Origin of the sequence: Magnetospirillum moscoviense, assembly GCF_001650635.1 — a bacterium.
Lineage (GTDB): Bacteria > Pseudomonadota > Alphaproteobacteria > Rhodospirillales > Magnetospirillaceae > Magnetospirillum > Magnetospirillum moscoviense.
Map to the genome: position 1 here is coordinate 62,510 of NZ_LWQU01000207.1, position 21,548 is coordinate 84,057.

Below are 21,548 nucleotides of genomic sequence, written 5' to 3' on the forward strand. Positions count from 1 at the left end.
ATGAAGCGCATCACCTTCCGGGAACTGACCCCGATGACCACCGGCTGGCTGGCCCTGATGGGCGCCCTGCTGGTCGTGGCCGCCATCGCCGGCGCCGCCGTGCTGTACATGGAACATCAGGGCCATTGGGTCACCGGCATGACCAACCAGGTCGTCTGGGGCACGCCGCACGTCTTCGCCATCTTCCTGATCGTCGCCGCCTCGGGGGCGTTGAACGTCGCCTCGATCGGCTCGGTGTTCGGGCGCGAGCCCTATCAGCCGCTGGGCCGGCTGTCGGGCCTGTTGGCCATCGCCCTGCTGGCCGGCGGCCTGGCGGTGCTGGTGCTTGATCTCGGTCGGCCCGACCGGCTGATCGTCGCCATGACCCACTTCAATTTCAAATCCATCTTCGCCTGGAACGTCATTCTGTATTCCGGCTTCTTCGCCATCGTCGGCGCCTATCTGTGGACGATGATGGATTGGAAGATGAAGGGCTATTACAAGGGCGCCGCCGTCACCGCCTTCGTCTGGCGCCTGGTGCTGACCACCGGTACCGGCTCGATCTTCGGCTTCCTGATGGCCCGCGACGCCTATAATTCGGCGGTGATGGCGCCGTTGTTCATCGCCATGTCCTTCGCCTTCGGCCTGGCCGCCTTCATCCTGGTGGTGATGGGCGCCTATGCGGGAAGCGGCCGGCCGGTGGCGCCCGAGTTGGTGACCCGCATGGGCCGGCTGCTCGGCCTGTTCTGCGCCGCCAATCTGTATTTCGTCGCGGTCCAGCATCTGACCGCCCTGTACATGGCCGACCGCGGCGCGGTGGAAGCCTTCATCCTGGCCGATGGCGGCATCTACACCCTGCTGTTCTGGGGCGTTCAGGTCGCCCTGGGCGGGCTGGTGCCGATGGCCATCTTGTTCTCGAAGAACGCCACCCGCTGCACCGTGCGTTTCGCCGCCATCCTGGTGATGATCGGCGGCTTCGCCCAGGTCTATGTCATCCTGATCGGCGGTCAGGCCTTCCCGTTGAACCTGTTCCCGGGGATGGAGGTGTCGTCCTCGTTCCAGGATGGGGTGGTCGGGACCTATGCCCCCAGCCTGCCCGAAGTGCTGCTGGGCATCGGCGGTTTCGCCGTCGCCGGCCTGATCACCTTGGTCGGCGCCACCTTCCTGCGCATCCTGCCGGACAGCCTGGCGGCCGACTAAGCATCCAGAAAATCCATCGTGCCGACGGCGCGGGCCAAGGGTCCCGCGCCGTTTGCATGTGTGCACAATTTTACTCAAATTAATATTGGTTGTGTAGTAAATATACCAACAACACCATTTGTTGTAGTCCCATCGCGCCTGGGTTATATTTTGTTCAAGAGTTCCTCGTTGGGACAAAAGCCATGGGTACCCCAGTCTGCGCTCCGATCCTGCCAACGGCCGACCCGATCGAAACCGTGCGCACTTTGTTACGTCACGACATCGCCGCCATCTTGCACAAGAACCTGCCGGCCCTGAAGCTGGTGGCCGAGGACAAGGTCTATGACAAGGTGATGGACGACCCGATCCTGCTGGATCAGGGCTTCCGCCTACTCAGGACCAAGCCCGAATTGTTCAAGGAGGTGGTGCGCACCCGCGAGCGGACGCTGCCTTCGTCGGATACCGATCCCTTGTGGTGCGGCCGCACCTTGGCCGACGCGGTGGCCTTGGTGGTGCGGGCCTGCGCTCGGCGCTATTTCCGCCGCCGTCTCAAGGCGCCGAAGCTGACGCTGGCCCCGGCCAAGCCGCCGTTGCTGTTCCAGATCGGGTTGGCCCTGGGCCTGGTCGATCCGCCGCGTCAGCCCAAACGCAAGGCTCAGCCGACGCCCGGCGAGAAGCTGTATCTGGCGATCCGCGATTTCCTGCTCTACGACTGGCAGGTGCCGCTGATCCCGGCCTATGTGGCTTTGTCGCCGGCCACGGTGGTCGGGCTGGGGCCGCGCATCTTGGAATTCCGCGATCCGCTGAAGCTGCAATTGCTGGCCGACGAAAATATCGGCCATGCCTTGGTCGAGGGGAAGACCCCGCTGCTGCTGTCCGATGCCGGCAAGATGATCAATTCCGACAACATCGACGCCGAGATGCTGTGGAGCGTGTGCCAGAAGATGCGCCTGGGCGCCCTGTTCCCCAATTTCAACGCCACCGAAATGCGCAAGGCGGTGGCGATGATCGCGGCGACCAGCCCGGTGGCGCTGAAGGCGTTCCTGCCGGTGCTGGGCGACGACATCCGCAAGTTCACGCTGTACCTGTTCACCACCTATGCCTGCTTCGGGCCGACCCGCTATCGCCAGGTGCTGGGCGCGCACGCGCAAGGCTGGGTGATCGAGGCGATGGCCAAGCGCGCCAAGCGCGAGCCGGCCCTTTCCGGCACCCACGAGGAAATGAAGGCGACCATCGAAACCTGGCTCAACAGCGCGGTGGCCGCGCTCGATCAGTCCGACAAGGATCGGGCCGAGGCTTACCAGTCGCTGGACCGGGTGAAGTAGGCAAGATTTCGCCGATTGCCGCCGACAGGCGCGCCATGCGATCATCCTTCGGGTGTTTTGGAATGATCTCATGGGCAATCTGGACCGACTGCGCGCGCATCGCGACGAAATCCTGTCCCTGGCCTCCAGGTTCGGCGCTCGTAACTTGCGCGTCTTCGGCTCGGTCGCCCGGGACGAGGACAATCCGTCCAGCGACATCGATTTGCTGGTCGAGTGGAGTGATCAGGCCAGCCTGACCGATTGGGTCGGGTTCCAACAGGAAGCCGAGCGGGTCCTGGGGACGAGGGTCGATGTCGTCTCCGAGGCTTCGTTGCACTGGTATGTTCGCGACAAGATTCTGGCGGAAGCCCGCCCGCTGCCATGAAGGACCCCCGCCTTTAGCGGCGCAGCGTCTGCCCGACGACGTCAAGGCACGGCACCCCGAGATTCCATGGCAAAGAATTGCCGGTTTTCGCAACATCCTGGTGCACGACTATCTTGGCGGGATCGACAATTCGCTGGTCTGGCGGGTGATCCAGGACGAATTGCCGCGCCTAAAGGGCGTTGTTGCCGCCGAATTGGCCGATTAGGCCCCGTTCTCGCGCTTTTCCACCCGCTTCATCGACAGCACCAGGCAGATCAAGGCCCAGGCGACGGTGACCGCCAGCGACAACAGATAGGCGGGCGAGGCCAGCATGGACATGGCGTCGCCATAGAAGGGGGCGCGGATGATGTTCAGCGCGTGGTGCACCGGGTTGATCGCCATCACCACATTGATCCAGCCGGCCGCCCCCGAGACCGGGAACAGGGCGCCCGACAGCATCCACAAGGGCATCAGGAACACCATCATCACCGCATGGAAGCCCGAAGTCGATTTCATGCCCCAGGCGATCAGGAAGCCCAGGGCGGCGAAGCCGGTGCCGGTCAGCACGAAGCCGGCCAGCAGCAGCAGGAAGCCGCCGACGCTGAAGGACAATCCCAGGAAGGGGGCGGCGATGGTGAACAGCAGCACCTGGACCAGGGCGATCAGCACCGATCCCATCACCTTGCCCAGCACGATGCCCAGACGCGACACCGGGGCGACCAGCACGCCTTGCAGGAAGCCGGCGTCGCGGTCCTCGATGATGGTGATGCACGAGAAGATGCTGGCGAACAGCAGCATCATCACCATCACGCCGGGATAGAAATATTCCAGATAGGTCATCTGCTCCATGCCGGCCGGCTTGAAGCTGGTGCCCATGCCGGCGCCCAGGAAGGCCCAGAACATCAGGGGCTGGGCGATGGCGCCGATGACCCTTTGCGGCTGGCGGGCGAAGCGGGTGAACTCGCGCTTGGCCAGCGAGACGGCGACGCGGATCATCGGGGTTCTCCCGGGTGGTCGGCCTGTTCGGGCATGGCCCGGCCGGTGACGTGGACGAACACGTCCTCAAGATCCGGCTGTTTGATGGAAATCGACAAGATGTCGCCCCGCCAGCGATCCAGGATCCGTTCCAGCAAGGGCAAACCCTCGCCGTTCTCGGTCTCTTCCAGGCGCAACTCGTCGCCATGGCGGCGGATCGCCAGACCCAGATGGGCGCGCAATTCGTCACCCAGATAATCGGGGTCCTTGGCGCGGACCACCACCATCTCGGTGCCGATCAGGGCCCTCAGCGCCGCCGGGCTGTCATAGGCCAGCAGGCGGCCTTCGCGCATGATGGCGACGCGGTCGACATTCTCGGCCTCGGCGAAGACGTGGCTGGTCATCAGCACCGTCATGCCCCGTTCCTTCTGCAGCCGGTGCAGGGCGTCCAGGAAAGCCCGGCGCGAGCCCGGGTCCAGCCCGGTGGTCGGCTCGTCCAGCAGCAGGACCTTGGGCCGGGTCATCATCACCTTGGCCAACTCGACCTGGCGGGCCAGGCCGCCCGACAGGGTCTCGACCTTGTCGGCTTGGCGATCCTTGAGGTCGGTCCAGGCCAGCGCGTCATCCTTGCGCGCCTGGAACTCGGGCCCGCCGATGCCGTAAAGGTCGGCATGGATGCGGATGTTTTCCGCCACCGTCAGATGCTTGTCGACCGCAGGGCTTTGGAACACCACCCCCATGATGCGCCGCACCTCGGCGCCCTGGAGGCCCAAGTCGAAGCCGCCGATGGTCACGGTTCCCCGGCTGGGGGTGGCCAGCCCGCACAGGATGCGAAACAGGGTCGATTTGCCCGACCCGTTCGGTCCCGACAGAATGGTGAACTGTCCTTCCGGCACGTCGAGCGTCAGGTCGAACAGGGCGGTTCGCTCGGGCTGTTTGCGGCCGGCGGGATAGACGTGGCGAAGCTGGTCGATGCGGATCATGAGGTGCTGCTTACTTCAGGTGGCGGGCGGGCGCAAGCACCCCGGTCAAGCGCGGTAGTTTTATAATCATTTTAAACTTTGCGCAAGGAACGGCAGAAGGCGGCGAAGCGGGGCGCCCATGGGCTGGCGCCGACGCTGCGCAGGTGGGCATAGGTGGCCAGGGCGTTCCTGACGATCAGCCCGTCGCGGTTCTGGCCGATGCCGGCGCCGCGCACCACCTCATAGGCGAAGCGGGCCTCGGCATCCAGATTCTCGATGCGGGAATGGTGGAATTCGTGGGCCGGGACCACGGCGGGGCCTTGCTCCAGGCGCGGCCAGGGGAAATCGGCGGTCTCGCGCAGGCGGACATAGCCGCGCCCTTGCGGCCGTGCATGCATCACGGCGTCGCCCGGCACCAGTCCGACCATTTCGCGCCGCGTGCCGTGCCAGACGATGGCGCGCGACAGATACATCAGGCCGCCGCACTCGGCATAGATCGGCAGGCCGGCCTGGGCCTTGTTCAGCAGGTCGGCGCGGAAGGATCGGTTGGCCTCGAGCCGTTCGGCCGAGGTCTCGGGGAAGCCGCCGCCGATGAACAAACCGTCCAGATCGTCGGGCAGGGTGGAATCGGACAGCGCGTTCAGGAACACCAGTTCGGCGCCGGCCGCCTTCAGGGCATCGAAATCGTCGGGATAATAGAAGCCGAAGGCGGGATCCTTCAGCACGCCGATCCGCAAATCCGGCGCCGGCCACGCGGCGGGCGAGGGGAACACTTCCGTCTCGGGCGCGGTGGCGGCCAGGGCGATGATGGCGTCCAGATCGACCTGGGCGGCGACGCAGGCCTGCAAACTGGCGATGGCGGCGGCGGCCTCGGCCGCCTCGTTGGCCGGGACCAGGCCCAGATGGCGTTCCATGATCTCCATCTCGGGCGAACGATGGACGGCGCCGACCACCGGAATGCCGGTGTAATGGGCGACCACGTCGCGCAGCTTCCTCTCGTGCCGGGGGCCGCCGACCTTGTTGAGGATCACGCCTGCGATGCGGATGGAATCGTCGAAGGCCTGATAGCCCTTCAACAGGGGCGCGATGCCCCGGGTCATGCCGGTGGTATCGACCACCAGCACCACCGGCGCCTCCAGCCAGGCGGCCAGGCTGGCGCTGGAATTGGACCCTTCCAGATCCATGCCGTCGAACAGGCCCTTATTGCCCTCGATCAGGCTGATGTCGGCGCCGCGGCTGTAACGCTCGAAGCTTTCGCGGATCAGCTTGGGCGGCTGGGTGTGGAAGTCCAGATTGCGGCAGGTGCGACCGCAGGCGGCCGACAGCCACAAGGGGTCGATATAGTCCGGTCCCTTCTTGAACGGCTGGACCGCCAGCCCCCGGGCGGCCAAGGCGGCGGCCAGCCCGACGGTGACGGTGGTCTTGCCCGAGGATTTATGCGCCGCCGAGATCAGCAGGCGCGGGGCGTGGCGAGTGTTCATGCCCGTGGGCCTTCCCACGGGCATGCGGCCGCCATTGAGGCGGCGGCCAAGGGCGCGGATGCGCCCGCCCGGCGAGGGCAAACCAAGTTCACACCGCCCCCGGGATGCGGGTCTTGATGCGGTCGCGCCACATCGCCTGGGCCGCCCCTTCGGCCTCGGCCACCGAGGCGGCACGGCCGGAATAGCGCAGCACGATGGCGATGGTGCCGGCGATGGCGGCCGCCGCCACCTCGTCCTTGTCCTCGCCGGTCCACAGCGCCTTCAGGCGCGGCAGCTCCAGCCCGTCCTCCTTGTCGCGGGTGCCGGCGATCAGGGCCGGCCATTCCTCGGTGCCGGGCTGGCCGTCGGCCAGGAAGGCCACCGTGCAATCCTTCTCGGGCCGGCGCTCGACCTCGCCGCCATCGCCCTTGAACACCGCCGCGAAACGCTCGCCCATCAGGCGCGAGCCTTCCTGGTGCACCGGCATATAGGGCGGGTGGGTGACGCCGTTGATGGTGAAGGCGGCGCCAAACGGGTTGACCATGCGTGCCACCGTGTGGATCGGCGAGCGCAGCCCCAGCAACTGGCGCAGCCCCATCACCTGATGCAGGCGGGGCGACAAGTTCTCCAGGGTCATGTAGGCGAAATTGTGGGCGCGCAGCTGGGCGCAGGCCTGCTCGGCGCTGGTGGCGGCCGGCACCCCCAGCGAGGCCAGGGCCTCGGACGAATAGACCCGGCCGGCGGTGTGGTTCTCGGCCCCGTGCATGAACACCGAAATGCCGTGCTGGGCCAGGGTCAGCGCCGCCAGCAGGTAATGCGGCAATTGCCGCGACTTGCCGGCATAGGACGCCCAGTCCACGTCCACCTTGGGGGCGTCGGCCGGCAGTTGGATGGAGTCCTTGATGGCCAAGGCCAGGCCGGCCGCTTCCTCGGGCAGTTCGGTCTTGACCCGCAGCAGGCACAGGAAGGCGCCCAGCTGCGCCTGTTCGACCTCGCCCTTCATGATCATGGTCATGGCGGCGCGGGCCTCGTCCATGGTCAGCGGCCGCGACAGGTTGGGGCCCTTGCCGAGAATGCGGACATATTGCGCGAAGGGATGTTCCTGCGGCGTGGCGCCATGTGCACGGGGGTGAGCCAAAGCCTGTCTTCCTTGATCCAGTGGGGCGGCGGATAAGGTTCAGTTTATCCTGATATGCCGGGGGCGGCGCAAGCCTTGACCGTGCCGCCGCGCACGGTCTATAAAACTGAACCGTTCAGTTCAGAGTCTGCCATGAAAAAGCGCCTGTTCCCCCTGTTGGCCGTCCTGGTCCTTGTCAGCGCCTTCTTCGGCTGGCGGTGGTGGACCGATCTGCGTTTCGAGCAGACGACCGACGATGCCTATGTCGAAGGCGACATCACCCACCTGTCGGCCAAGGTGGCCGGCCATGTCGCGGCGGTGCTGGCCGCCGACAATCAGGCGGTCAAGGCGGGCGAGATGCTGCTGAGGCTCGACGACCGCGACCAGCGGGCCAGGCGCGACGAGGCGGCGGCCCTGGTGGCGGCGCGGGCGGCGCAACTCGAGCAATTGGACGACAAGGTCGCGGTGCAACTGGCGCTGCTGACCCAGGCCGGGGCCGGCATCTCGGCGGCCCAGGCCGATCTGGTGCGCAGCCGCGCCGATCTGGAACGCACCCGCGCCCTGGTGCGCGACGATTATGTCAGCCGCCAGCGCTTCGACAAGGAAACCGCCGACGCCGCCAAGGCCGAGGCCGGGCTGAAGGGCTCGGCGGCCGGGGCCAACGCCGCCAAGCGGCAGGTGGCGGTGCTGGAAAGCGACCGCGCCATCGCCATCGCCCAGTTGGATCAGGCCAAGGCGCAATTGGCCCTGGCCGAAAGCGACGTTGACGCCACCATCATCCGCGCCCCCATCGACGGCATCGTCGGCAACCGGGCGGCCCGGGTCGGGTCCTATGTGCGGCCCGGCCAGCATCTGCTGACGGTGGTGCCGGTCGTCGGCCTGTGGGTCGAGGCCAATTTCAAGGAAACCCAGCTGACCCGCATCCGTCCCGGCCAAGTCGCGCACCTGAAGGTCGATGCCTTTCCCGATGTGGAATTGATCGGCCGGGTCGCCAGCTTCTCGCCGGCCTCGGGCGCCAAGTTCAGCCTGCTGCCGCCGGAAAACGCCACCGGCAACTTCACCAAGGTGGTGCAACGGGTGCCGGTGCGCATCGAACTGGCGGCCGACCATCCGCTGATCGGGCGCCTGGCGCCGGGTCTGTCGGTGGTGGCGACGGTGCGGACCGGGCCATGAGCCCGGCCGATCCGCGCCTTTCGGTCCGCCCCGAGGACCGGGTGGTGTCGGTCCGCGACTGGATCGGCTTCATGGCCATGGTGCTGGGCATGTTCATGGCGATCCTGGACATCCAGATCGTCGCCAGCTCGATCGCCCAGATCCAGGCCGGCCTGTCGGCCTCGGCGGACGAGATCAGCTGGGTCCAGACCGCCTATCTGATCGCCGAGGTGGTGATGATCCCGCTGTCGGGCTGGGCGGCCAAGGTGTTCTCGACCCGCTGGCTGTTCCTGGCCTCGTGCGTCACCTTCACACTCGCCTCGGTGGCCTGCGCCATGGCCTGGAGCATCGAATCGATGATCGTCTTTCGCGCCATCCAGGGTTTCCTGGGCGGGGCGATGATCCCCACGGTGTTCGCCACCTCGTACCTGATGTTCCCGCCCCGCAGCCAGGCCGGCATCTCGGTGCTGATCGGGCTGGTGGCGACCATGGCGCCGACGCTGGGGCCGACCCTGGGCGGCTGGCTGACCGAGGCGTTCAGTTGGCACTGGCTGTTCCTGATCAACATCGTCCCCGGCCTGGCTGTGGCGACCCTGGTCTGGACCTTCGTCGATGTCGATCGGCCGCGCCTGTCGATGCTGAAGGGCTTCGACATGGCCGGCATCGTGCTGGTCGCCCTGTTCCTGGGCTCGCTGCAATACATCCTGGAGGAAGGCCCCGGCGACGATTGGTTCGACGAGCCGAAGATCGTGGTGATGTCGGCTTTGTGCGCCGTCGCCGGCCTGGCCTTCCTGTGGCGCGAGCTGACCTGCGCCCAGCCGGTGGTCGAGTTGAAGGCCTTCGCCGACCGCAATTTCGCCGTGGGATGCCTGTACAGCTTCATCATCGGCATCGGCCTTTACGGCTCGGTCTATGTGATCCCGCTGTTCCTGGGCCGGGTGCGCGGCTATTCCGCCCTGGAAATCGGCCTGACCATGATGGTCACCGGCGCCTTTCAGTTCCTGTCGGCGCCGTTGGCCGGCAATCTGGCCCGCCACATCGACCTGCGCGCCATGCTGGGGTTGGGCCTGGGCCTGTTCGGGGCCGGCCTGTGGCTGAACCATGTGCTGACCAGCGAATGGGGCTATTGGGAAATGTTCCTGCCCCAGGCCGTCCGCGGCCTGTCCTTGATGTTCTGCTTCGTGCCGATCAACGCGGTGGCCTTGGGCCATCTGGCCCCGGCGGCGGTGCAGAACGCGTCCGGGCTTTACAATCTGATGCGCAATCTGGGCGGCGCCATCGGCCTGGCCGCCATCACCACCACCTTGGGCGATCGCGTCGATTTCCACTATGCCCGGCTGGCGGAAAAGGTGACCTGGGACAATCTGGAAGCGGTGACCCGCCTGGGCGAGATTTCCGCCCGCATGGCGGCGATGGTTCCCGGTGATCCCGATCAGGCGGCCCTGAAGGTGCTGGTCAACCTGACCAAGCAGCAGGCCATGACCATGGCCTTCGGCGACGTCTTGCTGGGCATGAGCCTGGTATTCGTTGCCGGGTTGCTGCTGATGCCGCTGGTCCACAAGGTCGGCCACCCGTCGGCGGGTGGCGGCGGGCACTGAATTTGGCCAATCAACCCTCTGATGAGGCGATCAACAGAAAGCGGGCGATGGATGGTACCTGAACGCTTTCAGCGGCGCCGCCTCCCAATCGGACGGGGAGCGACAGTCGCGGCGGCGTTCTTGGCATTCCTATTGCATTCGCGAATGTCACAAGCCGGCTCTCCCGAGTGCGCTTAGGTGCGCCTCAGTTCAGAAAAACGGGTTAATTCCTATGGGATAGATGGTGCCGGCGGAGGGACTCGAACCCCCGACCTTGGCTTTACGAAAGCCCTGCTCTACCAACTGAGCTACGCCGGCATCAAGGGCGGCGCCCAAGTTCAGGCACCGCGAAGGCCCGGAAGTTATCCGCAGCCAAAGACAAAAGCAAGGGGTCAGGGACGGACGAACCGGGCCCGGGCGCCTCGCTCGATGGCCGCGGCAACCAGGCGGTCGACCTCCAGCTTGTGGCGGATCAGTTCCAGCAAGCGCATCACCTCGGGATGGGCTTCGCCGTCCGAGGCGGCCACGTCGCAGGCCAGCGCATAGGCGGTTTCGCGCAGCCAGGCCGGCAGCGACGCCTTGATGACGTCCAGCGCCCCGGCCATCCCGGCTTCCGAATCCAGCAACTCGGCGCAGGCCGCCGTGGTCTTGATCAGCAGCGCCGGATCGTACTCGCGAAAGATCGGCAGAAAGCGGACGATTTCACCAATGGTTTCCAGTTCGGCGTCGGTCATGTCACCGTCACACGCGGAAACCATCACCATGACGTAAACCAGACCTGCGTGATGGCTGAGCATGACTTATCCTTGAAAACGGCAAACAACAGATTTCCAAGGACTTTAGGCTTGCGGCCTCACGTTCCGTCAAGCATAGAATTCCAGCGGGGTCGCGTTTGCCCGTACGGGTGACAGGAGAAGGCAGGGATGGCCGCTAAAACCGTATTAGTAGTGGACGACAGTCGCGTCGCCCGCATGATGACCCGTCACCTGATCGAGCAGAACCGACCGGGCTGGATCATCGTCGAGGCCGAGACCGGCGAGCAGGCGGTCGAGCGCTTCCAGGAAGTGCTGCCGGACTTCACATTGATGGACGTCAACATGCCCGGCATCGACGGGCTGGAGGCCAGCCGGCGCATTCGCGCCATTGAACGGGCGGCGGTGATCACCTTGTTGACCGCCAACATCCAGGACCCGATCCGCCACCATGCCGAAGAGATCGGCATCGGCTTCATCAACAAGCCGTTGCGTGTCGAAGCCCTGCTGGCTTTCCTGGTCGAAGAGGCGCCATGACCTTCCTCATCGGTGACCTCGAACGCGATGCCATCACGGAACTGCTGAACATCGCCATCGGACAGGCCGCCGCCGGCCTGTCGCAATTGGTCGAGGACGAGGTGCGCCTGTCGGTGCCGTTCGTCGATTTCCTGACCCCGGACCAGGCCGCCCGACGGCTGGACATCGAAACCAAGGGCGGCGACGCCGTGGCGGTGCGCCAGCATTTCAACGGCCCGTTCGCCGGCGACATCTTGCTGCTGTTCCCGGAACGGCGCAGCCTGGATCTGGTTCGCCACATGCTGGGCGACGAGGTGCCGCTCAGCCAGTTGACCGAGCTGGAGCAAGAAGCCCTGCAAGAGGTCGGCAACATCATCCTCAACGGCTGCCTGGGCAGCCTGGCGAACCAGTTGAACATGCGGGTGGAAAGCTCGCTGCCGACCTATCTGCGCGGGCCGGGCGCGCGCATCCTGGCCGGCGGCAGTGTCGCCGGTGGCCGTGACGCGACGCCGGACAGCCAGGGGCTGGCGATGTTCCTGCACGTCGACTTCGCCCTGCTGAACAAGGATATCGACGGCTACCTCGCCTTCATCATGGATATCGCCTCGGCCGAACGGTTCGTCGATGCCGTCCGCGCCTATCTGGACGGCCGGATCTAGAATGAAGGAACCGGTCCAGCCTCGTTTACTGCATGCCCTGTCCGATGCCGCGGAAATCGGTCTTGTCCTGACCGACGGTCACGGGCGGGTGATGTTGTGGAACGACTGGATGGCCAAGGCGTCCCGCATCACCGAAAGCGACGCCAAGGGACGCCGGCTGGACGAAATCTTCCCCCAGCTCGACGGCAAGCGGGTGGTCGCGGCCATTGACGACGCGGTCGGCAAGGGGTTGTCGGCGGTGCTGACCTCGTCCTTGAACCGGACGCTGTTTCCGCTGTGGCACGACGGACGGATCCCCGGCAAGCCGGAACCGATGCATCAGATCGTGGTGGTCAAGCCGGTCAATGACGATGGTGGTCAGCAGGTCTGCCTGGTCCAGGTCTTCGACGTCACCAGCATGGCGCATCGCGAGGCATTGCTGCGCCAGCAGGCCCGCACCACCGAGGCGCTGGCCGAGAATTACCGTCTGTCCGAGTTGCACAACCGCGCCATCGTCGACAATACCGCCGATGCCATCATCACCTTCGGGGCCGACGGCGCCATCGGCACGTACAACCCGGCGGCCGAGCGGATTTTCGGCTATGACCCCTATGAAATCGTCGGCAAGCCGATCTCGGTGCTGATTCCGGAGCTGGTCACCGATCATGACGGGATCGACCCCACCGCCTTGTCGGGCGAACACCGCGAGCGGTCGGGCCTGCGCAAGATCGGCGCCACCTTCCCGCTGGAATTGTCGGTCAGCGAGATGGAACTGGGCGGCCAGCAATTGTACGTCGCCATCGCCCACGACATCACCGAAAGAAAGCAGGCCGAGGAAGACCTGCGCACCCAGAAGGAATGGCTGTCGACCCTGATCAACGCCATGCCCGATCTGGTCTGCTTCAAGGACGGCAAGGGCCGTTGGCTGGTGGCCAACCAGTTCTATCTGGATGTCGCCGGGCTGACCGGGATCGATTATCAGGGCCGTTCCGCCATCGAGCTGGCGCGGGTGTGCAAGGGCGACAGCGATTTTCTGCTGGGCACCTTGACCTCGGACGAGCGGGCGTGGAAGGAACGCGCCCCCATCGGCTATGAAAAGGAAATCAAAAGCCCGGGCGGGACGCCCAAGATTTTCGACGTGGTCAAGATCCCGCTGTTTCATGGCGACGGCAGCCGGCGCGGCATGGTCCTGGTCGGGCGCGACGTCACCGAGCGCAAGCTGGCCGCCGCCCGCATCGAGCACCTGGCCCATCACGACAGCCTGACCAGCCTGCCCAACCGCGTGCTGTTCCAGGAACGGCTGCGCAGCGCCCTGGGTCAGGCCAAGCGCAATGATTTCCGGGTGGCGCTGATGTTCCTGGACCTCGACAAGTTCAAGGACATCAACGACACGCTGGGCCACCATGTCGGCGACATGTTGCTGAAGGCGGTGGCCAAGCGGCTGCAGCGCTGCGTGCGCGAGACCGACACCGTGGCCCGGCTGGGCGGCGACGAATTCGCCGTGGTGCTGACCAATCTGGTCGATCCGGAAGGGGCGTCCAACGTCGCCGAAAGCATCATTTCCGCCATCAGCGACCCGTTCGGCCTGGACGAGCACGAGGTTCTGACCTCGACCTCGATCGGCATCACCCTTTACCCCGACGACGCCACCGATTCCGACACCTTGTTGAAGAACGCCGATCTGGCGATGTTTCGGTCGAAGGCGGAAGGGCGCAACAACTACCATTTCTACATCTCGGAAATGGACGCCGAGGTGCAGGCCCGCAAGGTGGTCGAGCGCGACCTGCGCCTGGCGCTGGGGACCGAGCAACTGGAACTGCATTACCAGCCCCTGGTCGAGGTGGCGACCGGCCAGGTGGTCGGCTGCGAGGCGCTGATCCGCTGGAAGCATCCGACCCGGGGCTGGGTCAGCCCGGCCGAGTTCATCCCCATCGCCGAACGCACCGACCTGATCGCGCCCTTGGGCCGCTGGATCTTGCACCAGGCCTGCCTGCAGGGCCGCGACTGGGCGCGCGAAGGGCTGCCGCCGATGAAGATCGCCGTCAATTTGTCGCCGGCCCAGTTCAAGCATCACCAGGGATTGGTGGCGATGGTGGCCGACATCCTGGCCCAGACCGGGCTGCCGGCCGACCAGTTGCAGCTGGAAATCACCGAAGGCATCGCCATGCACAATATCGACGCCACCCTCGAGGTGCTGCGTCAATTGCGCGAGATGGGGGCGCTGATCTCGATCGACGATTTCGGCACCGGCTATTCGTCGCTGAACTACCTGAAGCGCTTCCCGGTGGACAAGCTGAAGATCGACCGCTCGTTCGTGGTCGATATCGGGCTGCACCCCGACAATGCGGCGGTGGTGCAGGCCATCGTCAACCTGGGTCACAGCTTGGGCACCCGCGTCAATGTCGAGGGCGTCGAGACCCGCGAGCAGCTGGATTTCCTGATCGCTCACAAGGTCGACGAGGCGCAGGGCTTCTTGTTCTCGAAGGCGCTGCCGGCCGACCAGTTCGCCGAATTCGTCCACAAGCACAGCCCGTGGCCGATCCACCAGGGGTGACGCAGTCACTCGTGAGGAGTCCCACGGTTTCGCCTGGGGGGCCTTTCACCTGGTCTTCGTGAGGCAAGTTCGCGCTCAAGCAAGCCTTCCGCGCGGTACTTTCATATTTTCCCACCATGAGGCTTGCGGACTTGCCCGGAAAGAGCGGGCAGAGTCGATTAAGAGCACTGTCACCGGAACCCGCGGGAAGAGCGGGCAGAGTCGATGAAGTGCACTTCTGTCACCGGAACCCGCAACCCGACGGCACGGCAGATCCCCGCCGCATGCCATATGGCAAGCGCGCGGGGTATTGGACGAACAAAATGGCCGCATTCATACAGCGCCGCCGCCGCCACGTATTCAGGAGACCCGGCTAAAACCGACCCTCCAACCGAATCCGCCTGGAATCGGCCTCAGAACGCGACTCAGGGTCATGTAGATGCCGCAAAAAAACATTTTAACAGCATGTCTAAAGCACAATATTCTATCTTAAGATGTCGGCCCTGGGGCGGCCATGTCTGTTAGGAGGATGGAATGACTGAAGGTGATAAAAAACCATGCCAAAATAATGTACTTCTCCACAAAGCGATATCACGAGGGGCGTTTGATGGTATAAATGAAGAAGAGGCTGCAATATCAGCGCTCATGTGTGGCCCAGATGACTGCACTGATAACAAAGAATGTGAGGAATTGGCCCTTATTCTTTTTGCAAAAAGGGTACGATAGAATTAAGCCGACATTTCCCATTTGAGGCACACGTTCGCCCCCTGCTGACGGCAGAATAACCAAAATCCAGCCGAACCAGAAGGCAGAATGGCGCAACGGTTGCTTCCATCGCATCATAATCGCCATCTCTACTGCCTTGACCGGCCCCAGCGGCGCGATTCCAGCCCATTTTGCAACGTGGCTGGCGCACTTTGCCTGTCGTTTGTTCCGGTGACAGTGCACTCAATACCCCCTTCGCAAACCCATACCTTCTTCGGGCCCGCAGTCAACAGCTTTGAGCCGGGGTTCCGGTGACAGTGCACTCAATACCCCCTTCGCAAACCCATACCTTCTTCGGGCCCGCAGTCAACAGCTTTGAGCCGGGGTTCCGGTGACAGTGCACTCAATACCCCCTTCGCAAACCCATACCTTCTTCGGGCCCGCAGTCAACAGCTTTGAGCCGGCAACGGCACAGAACGCCAGGGTTTCATCCAAGCCCCCGATTGCGGTGACAGTGCACTAAATTAATCGTATTTGCCGTTCGCTTTGATTTTATGTCTATGTTTTTTGCCCCGGCTTTGATGGTTTGAGTGACTATTCCACCTCGTGGGTCAGGGCCAGGCGGGCGTAGTCGTTCTTGCGATAGCTCTCGATCAAATCGTGGACGTCGGCGGGCGGTACGCCGACGGTGGTCAGGGCGTGGCCGGCGAGGTGCAGGCTGCCTTCCAGGATTTCCGGCACCACCACATGGGCGCCCAGCGCTTCCAGCACCCGGGCCTGGCGGCGGTCGCGGGCGCGCACCAGCAGACGCAGATCGGGGAAGGCGCGCTTGAGGCGTGGCACCAGCTTCTCGCGCCCCGAGCCGGAATTGATGGTCATCACCACCAGGCGGGCGCGGGCGGCGCCGACCGCCTTCAGCACATCGACCTTGCGGACGTCGCCGAAATAAACCGGCTGGCCCTTGGCGCGCAGTAATTCGACCATGTGCGGGTCGCGGTCCAGGGCGACGAAGGGGATCGATTTCTCGGCCAGGATGGTGGCGACGATCTGGCCCGACCGGCCGCAGCCCACCAGGACCACATGGTCCTTGAGGTCCTTGGCATCCTCGTCGGGGACGTGCGCGGCCCCTTGCTGGCGGCGGTGGCGCCGGATCACCCAATCGCCGATCGCCGCCAGGATCGGGGTCAGCGCCATGCTGATGGCGACCACCGCCGTAATGATCTCGACGGTGGCGGCGTTGGTCAGGCCGACCTGGCCGGCCTTGGCCAGCACCACGAAGGCGAACTCGCCGCCCTGGGCCAGCAGCAGGCCAAGGTTCAAGGCGGTGGCCAGCGGAAAGCGGAAGGCCAAGGCCAGCCCGGTCAGGATCAGCGCCTTGCCGGCCAGCAGGGCGCCGACCATGGTCGCCATTTCAGGCAGGCGGGCCAGCACCTGATGCGGATCGACCACCATGCCGACCGTCAGGAAGAACAGGCCCATCAGCAGGCCGCGAATGGGTTGCAGGTCGGCTTCGACCTGATGGCGGAACTCGGTACTGGCCAGCAGCACGCCGGCCAGGAAGGCGCCCAGGGAATGGGACAGGCCGGCGGCCTCGGTGGCGAAGCTGGTGCCGATCACCGCCAGCAGGGCGGCGGCGACGAACACTTCCGGCGAATGGGTGCTGGCGACCGCCTGGAACAGCGGACGCAGCGCCAGGCGGGCGGCGGCGAAGATCAGCGTCATGGCGATGGCGGCCTTGCCCACCGACAGGCCCAAGGCGGCCGCGCCCGACAGGAAATCGTGGCTGGTGGCCAAAAGCGGGATCAGCACCAACAGCGGCACCACCGCCAGGTCCTGCAAGATCAGCACCGCCACGGCGACGCGGCCGCCCTGGCTGTTCATGCTGCCCTGATCCGACAGGATCTGCAGGACGAAGGCGGTCGAGGAAAAGGCCAGGGCGAAGCCGATCACCAGGGCCGGGCGGAAATCGGTGCCGACCAGGGTCAGGGCCAGCGTGGCGGCCAGGCCGGTCAGCATCACCTGGGCGCTGCCCAGCCCGAAAATGTAGTGGCGGATCACCTTCAGGCGTTCCCACGACAATTCCAGGCCGATCATGAACAGCAGGAAGACGATGCCCAGCTCGGCCAGGCCGCGGGTGCCGTCATTGTCGGCGATCAGACCCAGCCCGACCGGGCCGACCACCGAGCCCGCCACCAGATAGCCCAGCACCGGGCTGACGCGCAGACGCTGGCACAGCGGCGAGATCACCACCGCGACGGCCAGGAAAACCAGGATATCCTCGATGATCCCGTGATGCACGTCAGGCTCCGAAGAAGGGCTTCCCGTTGGTCTTAACGGGGAAGCGCCTTCTCGGTAAGTGGGGAATGCCCCTTATGGACGCTAGCGGACCAGCGGCTTGTACTTGATGCGGTGCGGCTGGTCGGCGTCGTTGCCCAGGCGGCGGTGACGGTCAGCCTCGTAATCTTGGTAATTGCCCTCGAACCACACCACCTGGGAATCGCCCTCGAAGGCCAGGATGTGGGTGGCGATGCGGTCCAGGAAGAAGCGATCGTGGCTGATGACCACGGCGCAGCCGGGGAACTCGGCCAGGGCGTCTTCCAGCGCCGACAGGGTCTCGACGTCCAGGTCGTTGGTCGGTTCGTCCAGCAGGATGACGTTGGCCGGCCGTGACAGCATCTTGGCCAGATGGACGCGGTTGCGTTCGCCACCGGACAGCACGCCGACCTTCTTTTGCTGGTCGGCGCCCTTGAAGTTGAACAGGCCGGCATAGGCGCGCGAATTGATCTTGCGCTTGCCCAGGTCGATCTCTTCCTGGCCGTCGGAAATTTCCTCGAACACCGTCTTGTCGGGGTCCAGGCTGTCGCGGCTTTGGTCGACATAGCCCAGCACCACCGTCTCGCCGACGGTGAAGGTGCCGCTGGTCGGCTGCTCGGCGCCGGTGATCATGCGGAACAGGGTGGTCTTGCCGGCGCCGTTGGGGCCGATGATGCCGACGATGCCGCCCGGCGGCAGCTTGAACGACAGGTTCTCGTACAACAGATTGTCGCCGAAGGCCTTCGAGACGTTGTCGGCCTCGATGACCTTGCCGCCCAGGCGCGGACCCGGCGGCACGGTGATGACGGCCGGGCCGGTGGCCTTTTCCTGGCTCTTGGCGACCAGATCCTCGAAGGCGTTGATGCGGGCCTTGCTCTTGGTCTGGCGGGCCTTGGGCGAGGCGCGCACCCATTCCAGTTCGTCGCGGATGGCGCGCTGGCGGGCGGTTTCCTCGCGTTCTTCCTGGGCCAGGCGCTTTTGCTTCTGCTCCAGCCAGCTGGTGTAATTGCCCTCGTAGGGGATGCCGTGGCCGCGCTCCAGTTCCAGGATCCAGCCGGTGACGTTGTCCAGGAAGTAGCGGTCGTGGGTGATCATCACCACGGTCCCGGAATAGGATTCCAGATAGCGTTCCAGCCAGGCCACCGATTCGGCGTCCAGGTGGTTGGTCGGTTCGTCCAGCAGCAGCATGTCGGGGTGGGACAGCAGCAGCCGGCACAGGGCGATGCGGCGCTTTTCGCCGCCCGACAGCGTGGCGACGGACGAATCGCCCGGCGGGCAGCGCAGGGCGTCCATGGCGATCTCGATCTTGCGGGTCAGGTCCCAGGCGTCGAGATGGTCGATCTTTTCCTGCAGCTCGCCCTGTTCGGCGATTAGGTCGTTCATTTCGTCGTCGGACAGTTCCTCGGCGAACTTGGCCGAGACCTCGTCGAAGCGATCCAGCAGGGCCTTGGTCTCGGCCACCGCTTCCATGACGTTGCCCAGCACGTCCTTGGCCGGGTCCAGCTGCGGCTCTTGCGCCAGATAGCCGATCTTGACCCCTTCGGCCGCCCAGGCCTCGCCGCCATATTCCTTGTCGATGCCGGCCATGATCTTCAGCAAGGTCGACTTACCTGCGCCGTTGGCGCCCAGCACGCCGATCTTGGCGCCTGGCAGGAACGACAGGGTCAGACCCTTCATGATGTCCTTGCCGCCGGGATAGGCCTTGGTCAGGTTCTTCATCACATAGATGTATTGGTAGCTGGCCATGGAATCCTCCGGGCGAGAAAAAGCTTTGGGGCGGGTTTAGACAGCGGGGCGTCAATCGTCAAGAGATTGCACCCCAGCCCTGCCCGTTTCCCCCCTTGCCAGCCGCGCCGACACCTGAAAGCATGGTGCCTTATTCGGTAAAGATGCTTGGGAGGGCCTCGATGACCGGCAAGACACCTTCGCTTCCCCGTTGCGCCGCTCTGGTCGGCCCGTTCGCCGCCGGCAAGACCAGCCTGCTCGAGGCCTTGCTGCTGCGCGCCGGCGCCATCGCCCGCCAGGGCCGCATCAAGGACGGCAACACCGTCGGCGATGCCAGCGCCGAAGCCCGCGCCCGCCTGATGAGCGTGGACCCGACCATCGTCGCCACCGACTATCTGGGCGAGAAATGGACCCTGATCGATTGCCCCGGCTCGGTCGAGTTCCAGCAAGACACCTTCAACGCCCTGGCCATCGTCGATGCCGCATTGGTGGTGTGCGAGCCCGATCCCGCCCGCGCGGTGATGGTGGCGCCGCTGTTGAAGTTCCTGGACGAGCGGCGCATCCCGCACATGCTGTTCATCAACAAGGTCGATAGCGCCGGCACCCGCCTGAAGGAAACGCTGGAAGCGCTGCAGGGCGTGTCGGAACGCCCGCTGGTGCTGCGCGAGGTGCCGATCCGCGAGGGCGACAAGGTCACCGGCTTCATCGATCTGGTCAGCGAGCGGGCCTATAAGTACCAGCCCGGCCAGGCCTCGGACCTGATCAAGATCCCCGATGCCATCAAGGACGAGGAGCAATTGGCCCGCCAGGAAATGCTGGAGCATCTGGCCGATTTCGACGACCATCTGATGGAAGAGTTGCTGGAAGACGTCCAGCCGCCCAAGGACGAGGTCTATGACGACCTCGCCAAGGACCTGGCCGACGATCTGATCGTGCCGGTGTTCTTCGGCTCGGCCGAGACCGACGGCGGCATCACCCGGCTGTGGAAGGCGCTGCGCCACGAGGTGCCGGCCCCCACCGCCACCGCCGCCCGGGTCGGCTTCGCCAATGGCGGCCCTTCCATCGCCCGGGTGTTCAAGACCGTCCATGCCGCCCATACCGGCAAGCTGTCCTATGCCCGCATCCTCAGGGGCGAGTTCGCCGACGGCCAACAGGTCGATGGTTCCCGCGTTTCCGGCCTGTACCTGCCCGCCGTCGGCGGCCCGGCCAAGGCGGCCAAGGTGGCCTTGGGCGAAGTGGCGGCGTTCGGCCGTCTGGATACCGTCAATACCGGCGACGTGCTGGGCGGCGAGGCCCATGGCGGGGCGGCGTGGCCGGCTCCGCTGGAGCCGCTGGCCGGGCTGGCGGTCGAGGCCGAGAAGAAGGGCGACGACGTCAAGCTGTCGGGTGCCCTGGTGAAATTGTGCGAGGAAGACCCGTCCTATCGCCTGGAAAACAACGCCGAGTTCTCGGAGCTGGTGCTGTGGGGTCAGGGCGAGATTCACCTGCTGGTGGCCTTCGAGCGGCTGAAAAGCCGGTTCGGCATGGCGGTGGTGACCCACAAGCCGACGGTTCCCTATAAGGAGACCATCAAGAAGGCGACCAGCGTGCATGGCCGCCACAAGAAGCAATCGGGCGGGCATGGCCAGTTCGGCGACGTCCATATCGACATCCGGCCGCAGCCGCGTGGGGCCGGCTTCGCCTTCGAGGACAAGATCGTCGGCGGCGCCATTCCGCGCAACTACATCCCGGCGGTGGAAGACGGCGTGGTCGAGTTCCTGAAGCAGGGCGCGCTGGGCTTCCCGGTGGTGGACATCGCGGTGACCTTGAAGGACGGCAGCTTCCACGCCGTCGACAGTTCCGACATGGCCTTCAAGACGGCGGCCCGCATCGCCATGGTCGAGGGCATGCCCCAATGCGAGCCGGTGCTGCTGGAACCGATCCTGCAGGTCGAGATTTCGGTGCCGTCGGACTGCACCTCGAAGGCGCAGCGCATCATTTCCGGCCGGCGCGGCCAGATCCTGGGCTATGACGGCAAGGAAGGCTGGGCCGGCTGGGATCAGGTGTCGGCCTATCTGCCCCAGGCGGAAATGGGCGACCTGATCGTCGAACTGCGCTCGCTGACCATGGGCGTCGGCACCTTCTCGTGGCGGTTCGACCACTTGCAGGAACTGACCGGCCGCGCCGCCGACAAGGTGGTCGAGGACCGGAAGGCCTCGCTGGCCAAGAAGGGGTAAGGGGCATAGGCGTTAACATAGCCTGGACAGGCGGGCGTGAGCGTGATTCAAGATGGAATGACTCATCCATCATGCCCCCCT

General features: G+C 65.1%; 18 protein-coding genes and 1 tRNA gene. 11 read left to right on the top strand and 8 right to left on the bottom strand.

Annotation, left to right across the window (positions count from 1 at the left end):
- The 4 genes from nrfD to A6A05_RS20465 all read left to right on the top strand — a co-directional run bounded on the left by nrfD (position 1) and on the right by A6A05_RS20465 (position 3,052).
- Positions 1 to 1,179, top strand: a complete 1,179-nt coding sequence (gene nrfD / locus A6A05_RS19690; RefSeq protein WP_068504878.1) for an NrfD/PsrC family molybdoenzyme membrane anchor subunit — start codon at positions 1 to 3, stop codon at positions 1,177 to 1,179.
- 182 nt (positions 1,180 to 1,361) lie between these two features.
- Positions 1,362 to 2,483, top strand: coding sequence for a hypothetical protein (locus tag A6A05_RS19695; protein ID WP_068504880.1), 1,122 nt, complete (start codon positions 1,362 to 1,364; stop codon positions 2,481 to 2,483).
- A gap of 70 nt (positions 2,484 to 2,553) precedes the next feature.
- Positions 2,554 to 2,847 carry a nucleotidyltransferase family protein gene (locus tag A6A05_RS19700; protein ID WP_068504881.1) on the top strand — a complete coding sequence of 98 codons (294 nt, stop codon included), beginning with the start codon at positions 2,554 to 2,556 and terminating at the stop codon, positions 2,845 to 2,847.
- Positions 2,804 to 3,052, top strand: coding sequence for a HepT-like ribonuclease domain-containing protein (locus A6A05_RS20465; RefSeq protein WP_172822329.1), 249 nt, complete (start codon positions 2,804 to 2,806; stop codon positions 3,050 to 3,052). The genes A6A05_RS19700 and A6A05_RS20465 overlap by 44 nt, the downstream gene beginning before the upstream one ends.
- Here A6A05_RS20465 and A6A05_RS19705 read toward each other — a convergent pair.
- The 4 genes from A6A05_RS19705 to A6A05_RS19720 form a co-directional block, all read right to left on the bottom strand.
- Entirely contained in the window at positions 3,049 to 3,822 is a 774-nt protein-coding gene (locus A6A05_RS19705) for an ABC transporter permease (RefSeq protein ID WP_068504883.1), read from the bottom strand. The genes A6A05_RS20465 and A6A05_RS19705 overlap by 4 nt on opposite strands.
- A complete protein-coding gene (locus tag A6A05_RS19710; RefSeq protein ID WP_068504886.1) occupies positions 3,819 to 4,784 on the bottom strand; it encodes an ABC transporter ATP-binding protein in 966 nt (321 codons plus the stop codon). Before A6A05_RS19710 ends, A6A05_RS19705 begins: the two co-directional genes overlap by 4 nt.
- A 71-nt stretch (positions 4,785 to 4,855) precedes the next feature.
- Positions 4,856 to 6,244, bottom strand: coding sequence for a cobyrinic acid a,c-diamide synthase CobB (locus A6A05_RS19715; RefSeq protein ID WP_068504888.1), 1,389 nt, complete (start codon positions 6,242 to 6,244; stop codon positions 4,856 to 4,858).
- 88 nt (positions 6,245 to 6,332) lie between these two features.
- The gene (locus A6A05_RS19720) at positions 6,333 to 7,361 is read right to left on the bottom strand and encodes a glycosyl transferase family protein (RefSeq protein ID WP_068504889.1); all 1,029 of its coding nucleotides are present in this window, start codon (positions 7,359 to 7,361) and stop codon (positions 6,333 to 6,335) included.
- Positions 7,362 to 7,493: 132 nt separating this feature from the next.
- Here A6A05_RS19720 and A6A05_RS19725 point away from each other — a divergent pair, with 132 nt between their 5' ends.
- Positions 7,494 to 8,513, top strand: coding sequence for an HlyD family secretion protein (locus A6A05_RS19725; protein ID WP_068504891.1), 1,020 nt, complete (start codon positions 7,494 to 7,496; stop codon positions 8,511 to 8,513).
- Entirely contained in the window at positions 8,510 to 10,090 is a 1,581-nt protein-coding gene (locus A6A05_RS19730; RefSeq protein WP_068504893.1) for a DHA2 family efflux MFS transporter permease subunit, read from the top strand. Before A6A05_RS19725 ends, A6A05_RS19730 begins: the two co-directional genes overlap by 4 nt.
- A 221-nt stretch (positions 10,091 to 10,311) precedes the next feature.
- Here the strand turns inward: A6A05_RS19730 and A6A05_RS19735 are convergent.
- Positions 10,312 to 10,387 (bottom strand) — tRNA-Thr (locus A6A05_RS19735).
- Between the two features lie 74 nt (positions 10,388 to 10,461).
- Positions 10,462 to 10,866 (bottom strand): tellurite resistance TerB family protein, encoded by a 405-nt coding sequence (locus A6A05_RS19740; RefSeq protein WP_068504895.1) that lies wholly within the window; start codon positions 10,864 to 10,866, stop codon positions 10,462 to 10,464.
- Positions 10,867 to 10,992: 126 nt separating this feature from the next.
- Here A6A05_RS19740 and A6A05_RS19745 point away from each other — a divergent pair, with 126 nt between their 5' ends.
- The 4 genes from A6A05_RS19745 to A6A05_RS21140 all read left to right on the top strand — a co-directional run bounded on the left by A6A05_RS19745 (position 10,993) and on the right by A6A05_RS21140 (position 15,234).
- Positions 10,993 to 11,358 (top strand): response regulator, encoded by a 366-nt coding sequence (locus A6A05_RS19745; RefSeq protein ID WP_068504897.1) that lies wholly within the window; start codon positions 10,993 to 10,995, stop codon positions 11,356 to 11,358.
- Complete coding sequence (locus A6A05_RS19750) at positions 11,355 to 11,996, top strand: chemotaxis protein CheC (protein ID WP_068504900.1); 642 nt, start codon at positions 11,355 to 11,357, stop codon at positions 11,994 to 11,996. The genes A6A05_RS19745 and A6A05_RS19750 overlap by 4 nt, the downstream gene beginning before the upstream one ends.
- A gap of 1 nt (position 11,997) precedes the next feature.
- Entirely contained in the window at positions 11,998 to 14,529 is a 2,532-nt protein-coding gene (locus A6A05_RS19755; protein WP_068504901.1) for a sensor domain-containing protein, read from the top strand.
- A gap of 513 nt (positions 14,530 to 15,042) precedes the next feature.
- Positions 15,043 to 15,234, top strand: a complete 192-nt coding sequence (locus A6A05_RS21140) for a hypothetical protein (RefSeq protein WP_156521167.1) — start codon at positions 15,043 to 15,045, stop codon at positions 15,232 to 15,234.
- A gap of 573 nt (positions 15,235 to 15,807) precedes the next feature.
- Here A6A05_RS21140 and A6A05_RS19760 read toward each other — a convergent pair.
- Positions 15,808 to 17,511 (bottom strand): monovalent cation:proton antiporter-2 (CPA2) family protein, encoded by a 1,704-nt coding sequence (locus tag A6A05_RS19760; RefSeq protein WP_068504903.1) that lies wholly within the window; start codon positions 17,509 to 17,511, stop codon positions 15,808 to 15,810.
- 81 nt (positions 17,512 to 17,592) lie between these two features.
- The gene (gene ettA, locus A6A05_RS19765; RefSeq protein ID WP_068504905.1) at positions 17,593 to 19,272 is read right to left on the bottom strand and encodes an energy-dependent translational throttle protein EttA; all 1,680 of its coding nucleotides are present in this window, start codon (positions 19,270 to 19,272) and stop codon (positions 17,593 to 17,595) included.
- A 161-nt stretch (positions 19,273 to 19,433) separates the two neighbouring features.
- Between ettA and A6A05_RS19770 the strand changes: the two genes are divergently transcribed.
- Positions 19,434 to 21,467 carry an elongation factor G gene (locus tag A6A05_RS19770; RefSeq protein ID WP_068504907.1) on the top strand — a complete coding sequence of 678 codons (2,034 nt, stop codon included), beginning with the start codon at positions 19,434 to 19,436 and terminating at the stop codon, positions 21,465 to 21,467.
- The last annotated feature ends 81 nt before the right edge of the window (positions 21,468 to 21,548 follow it).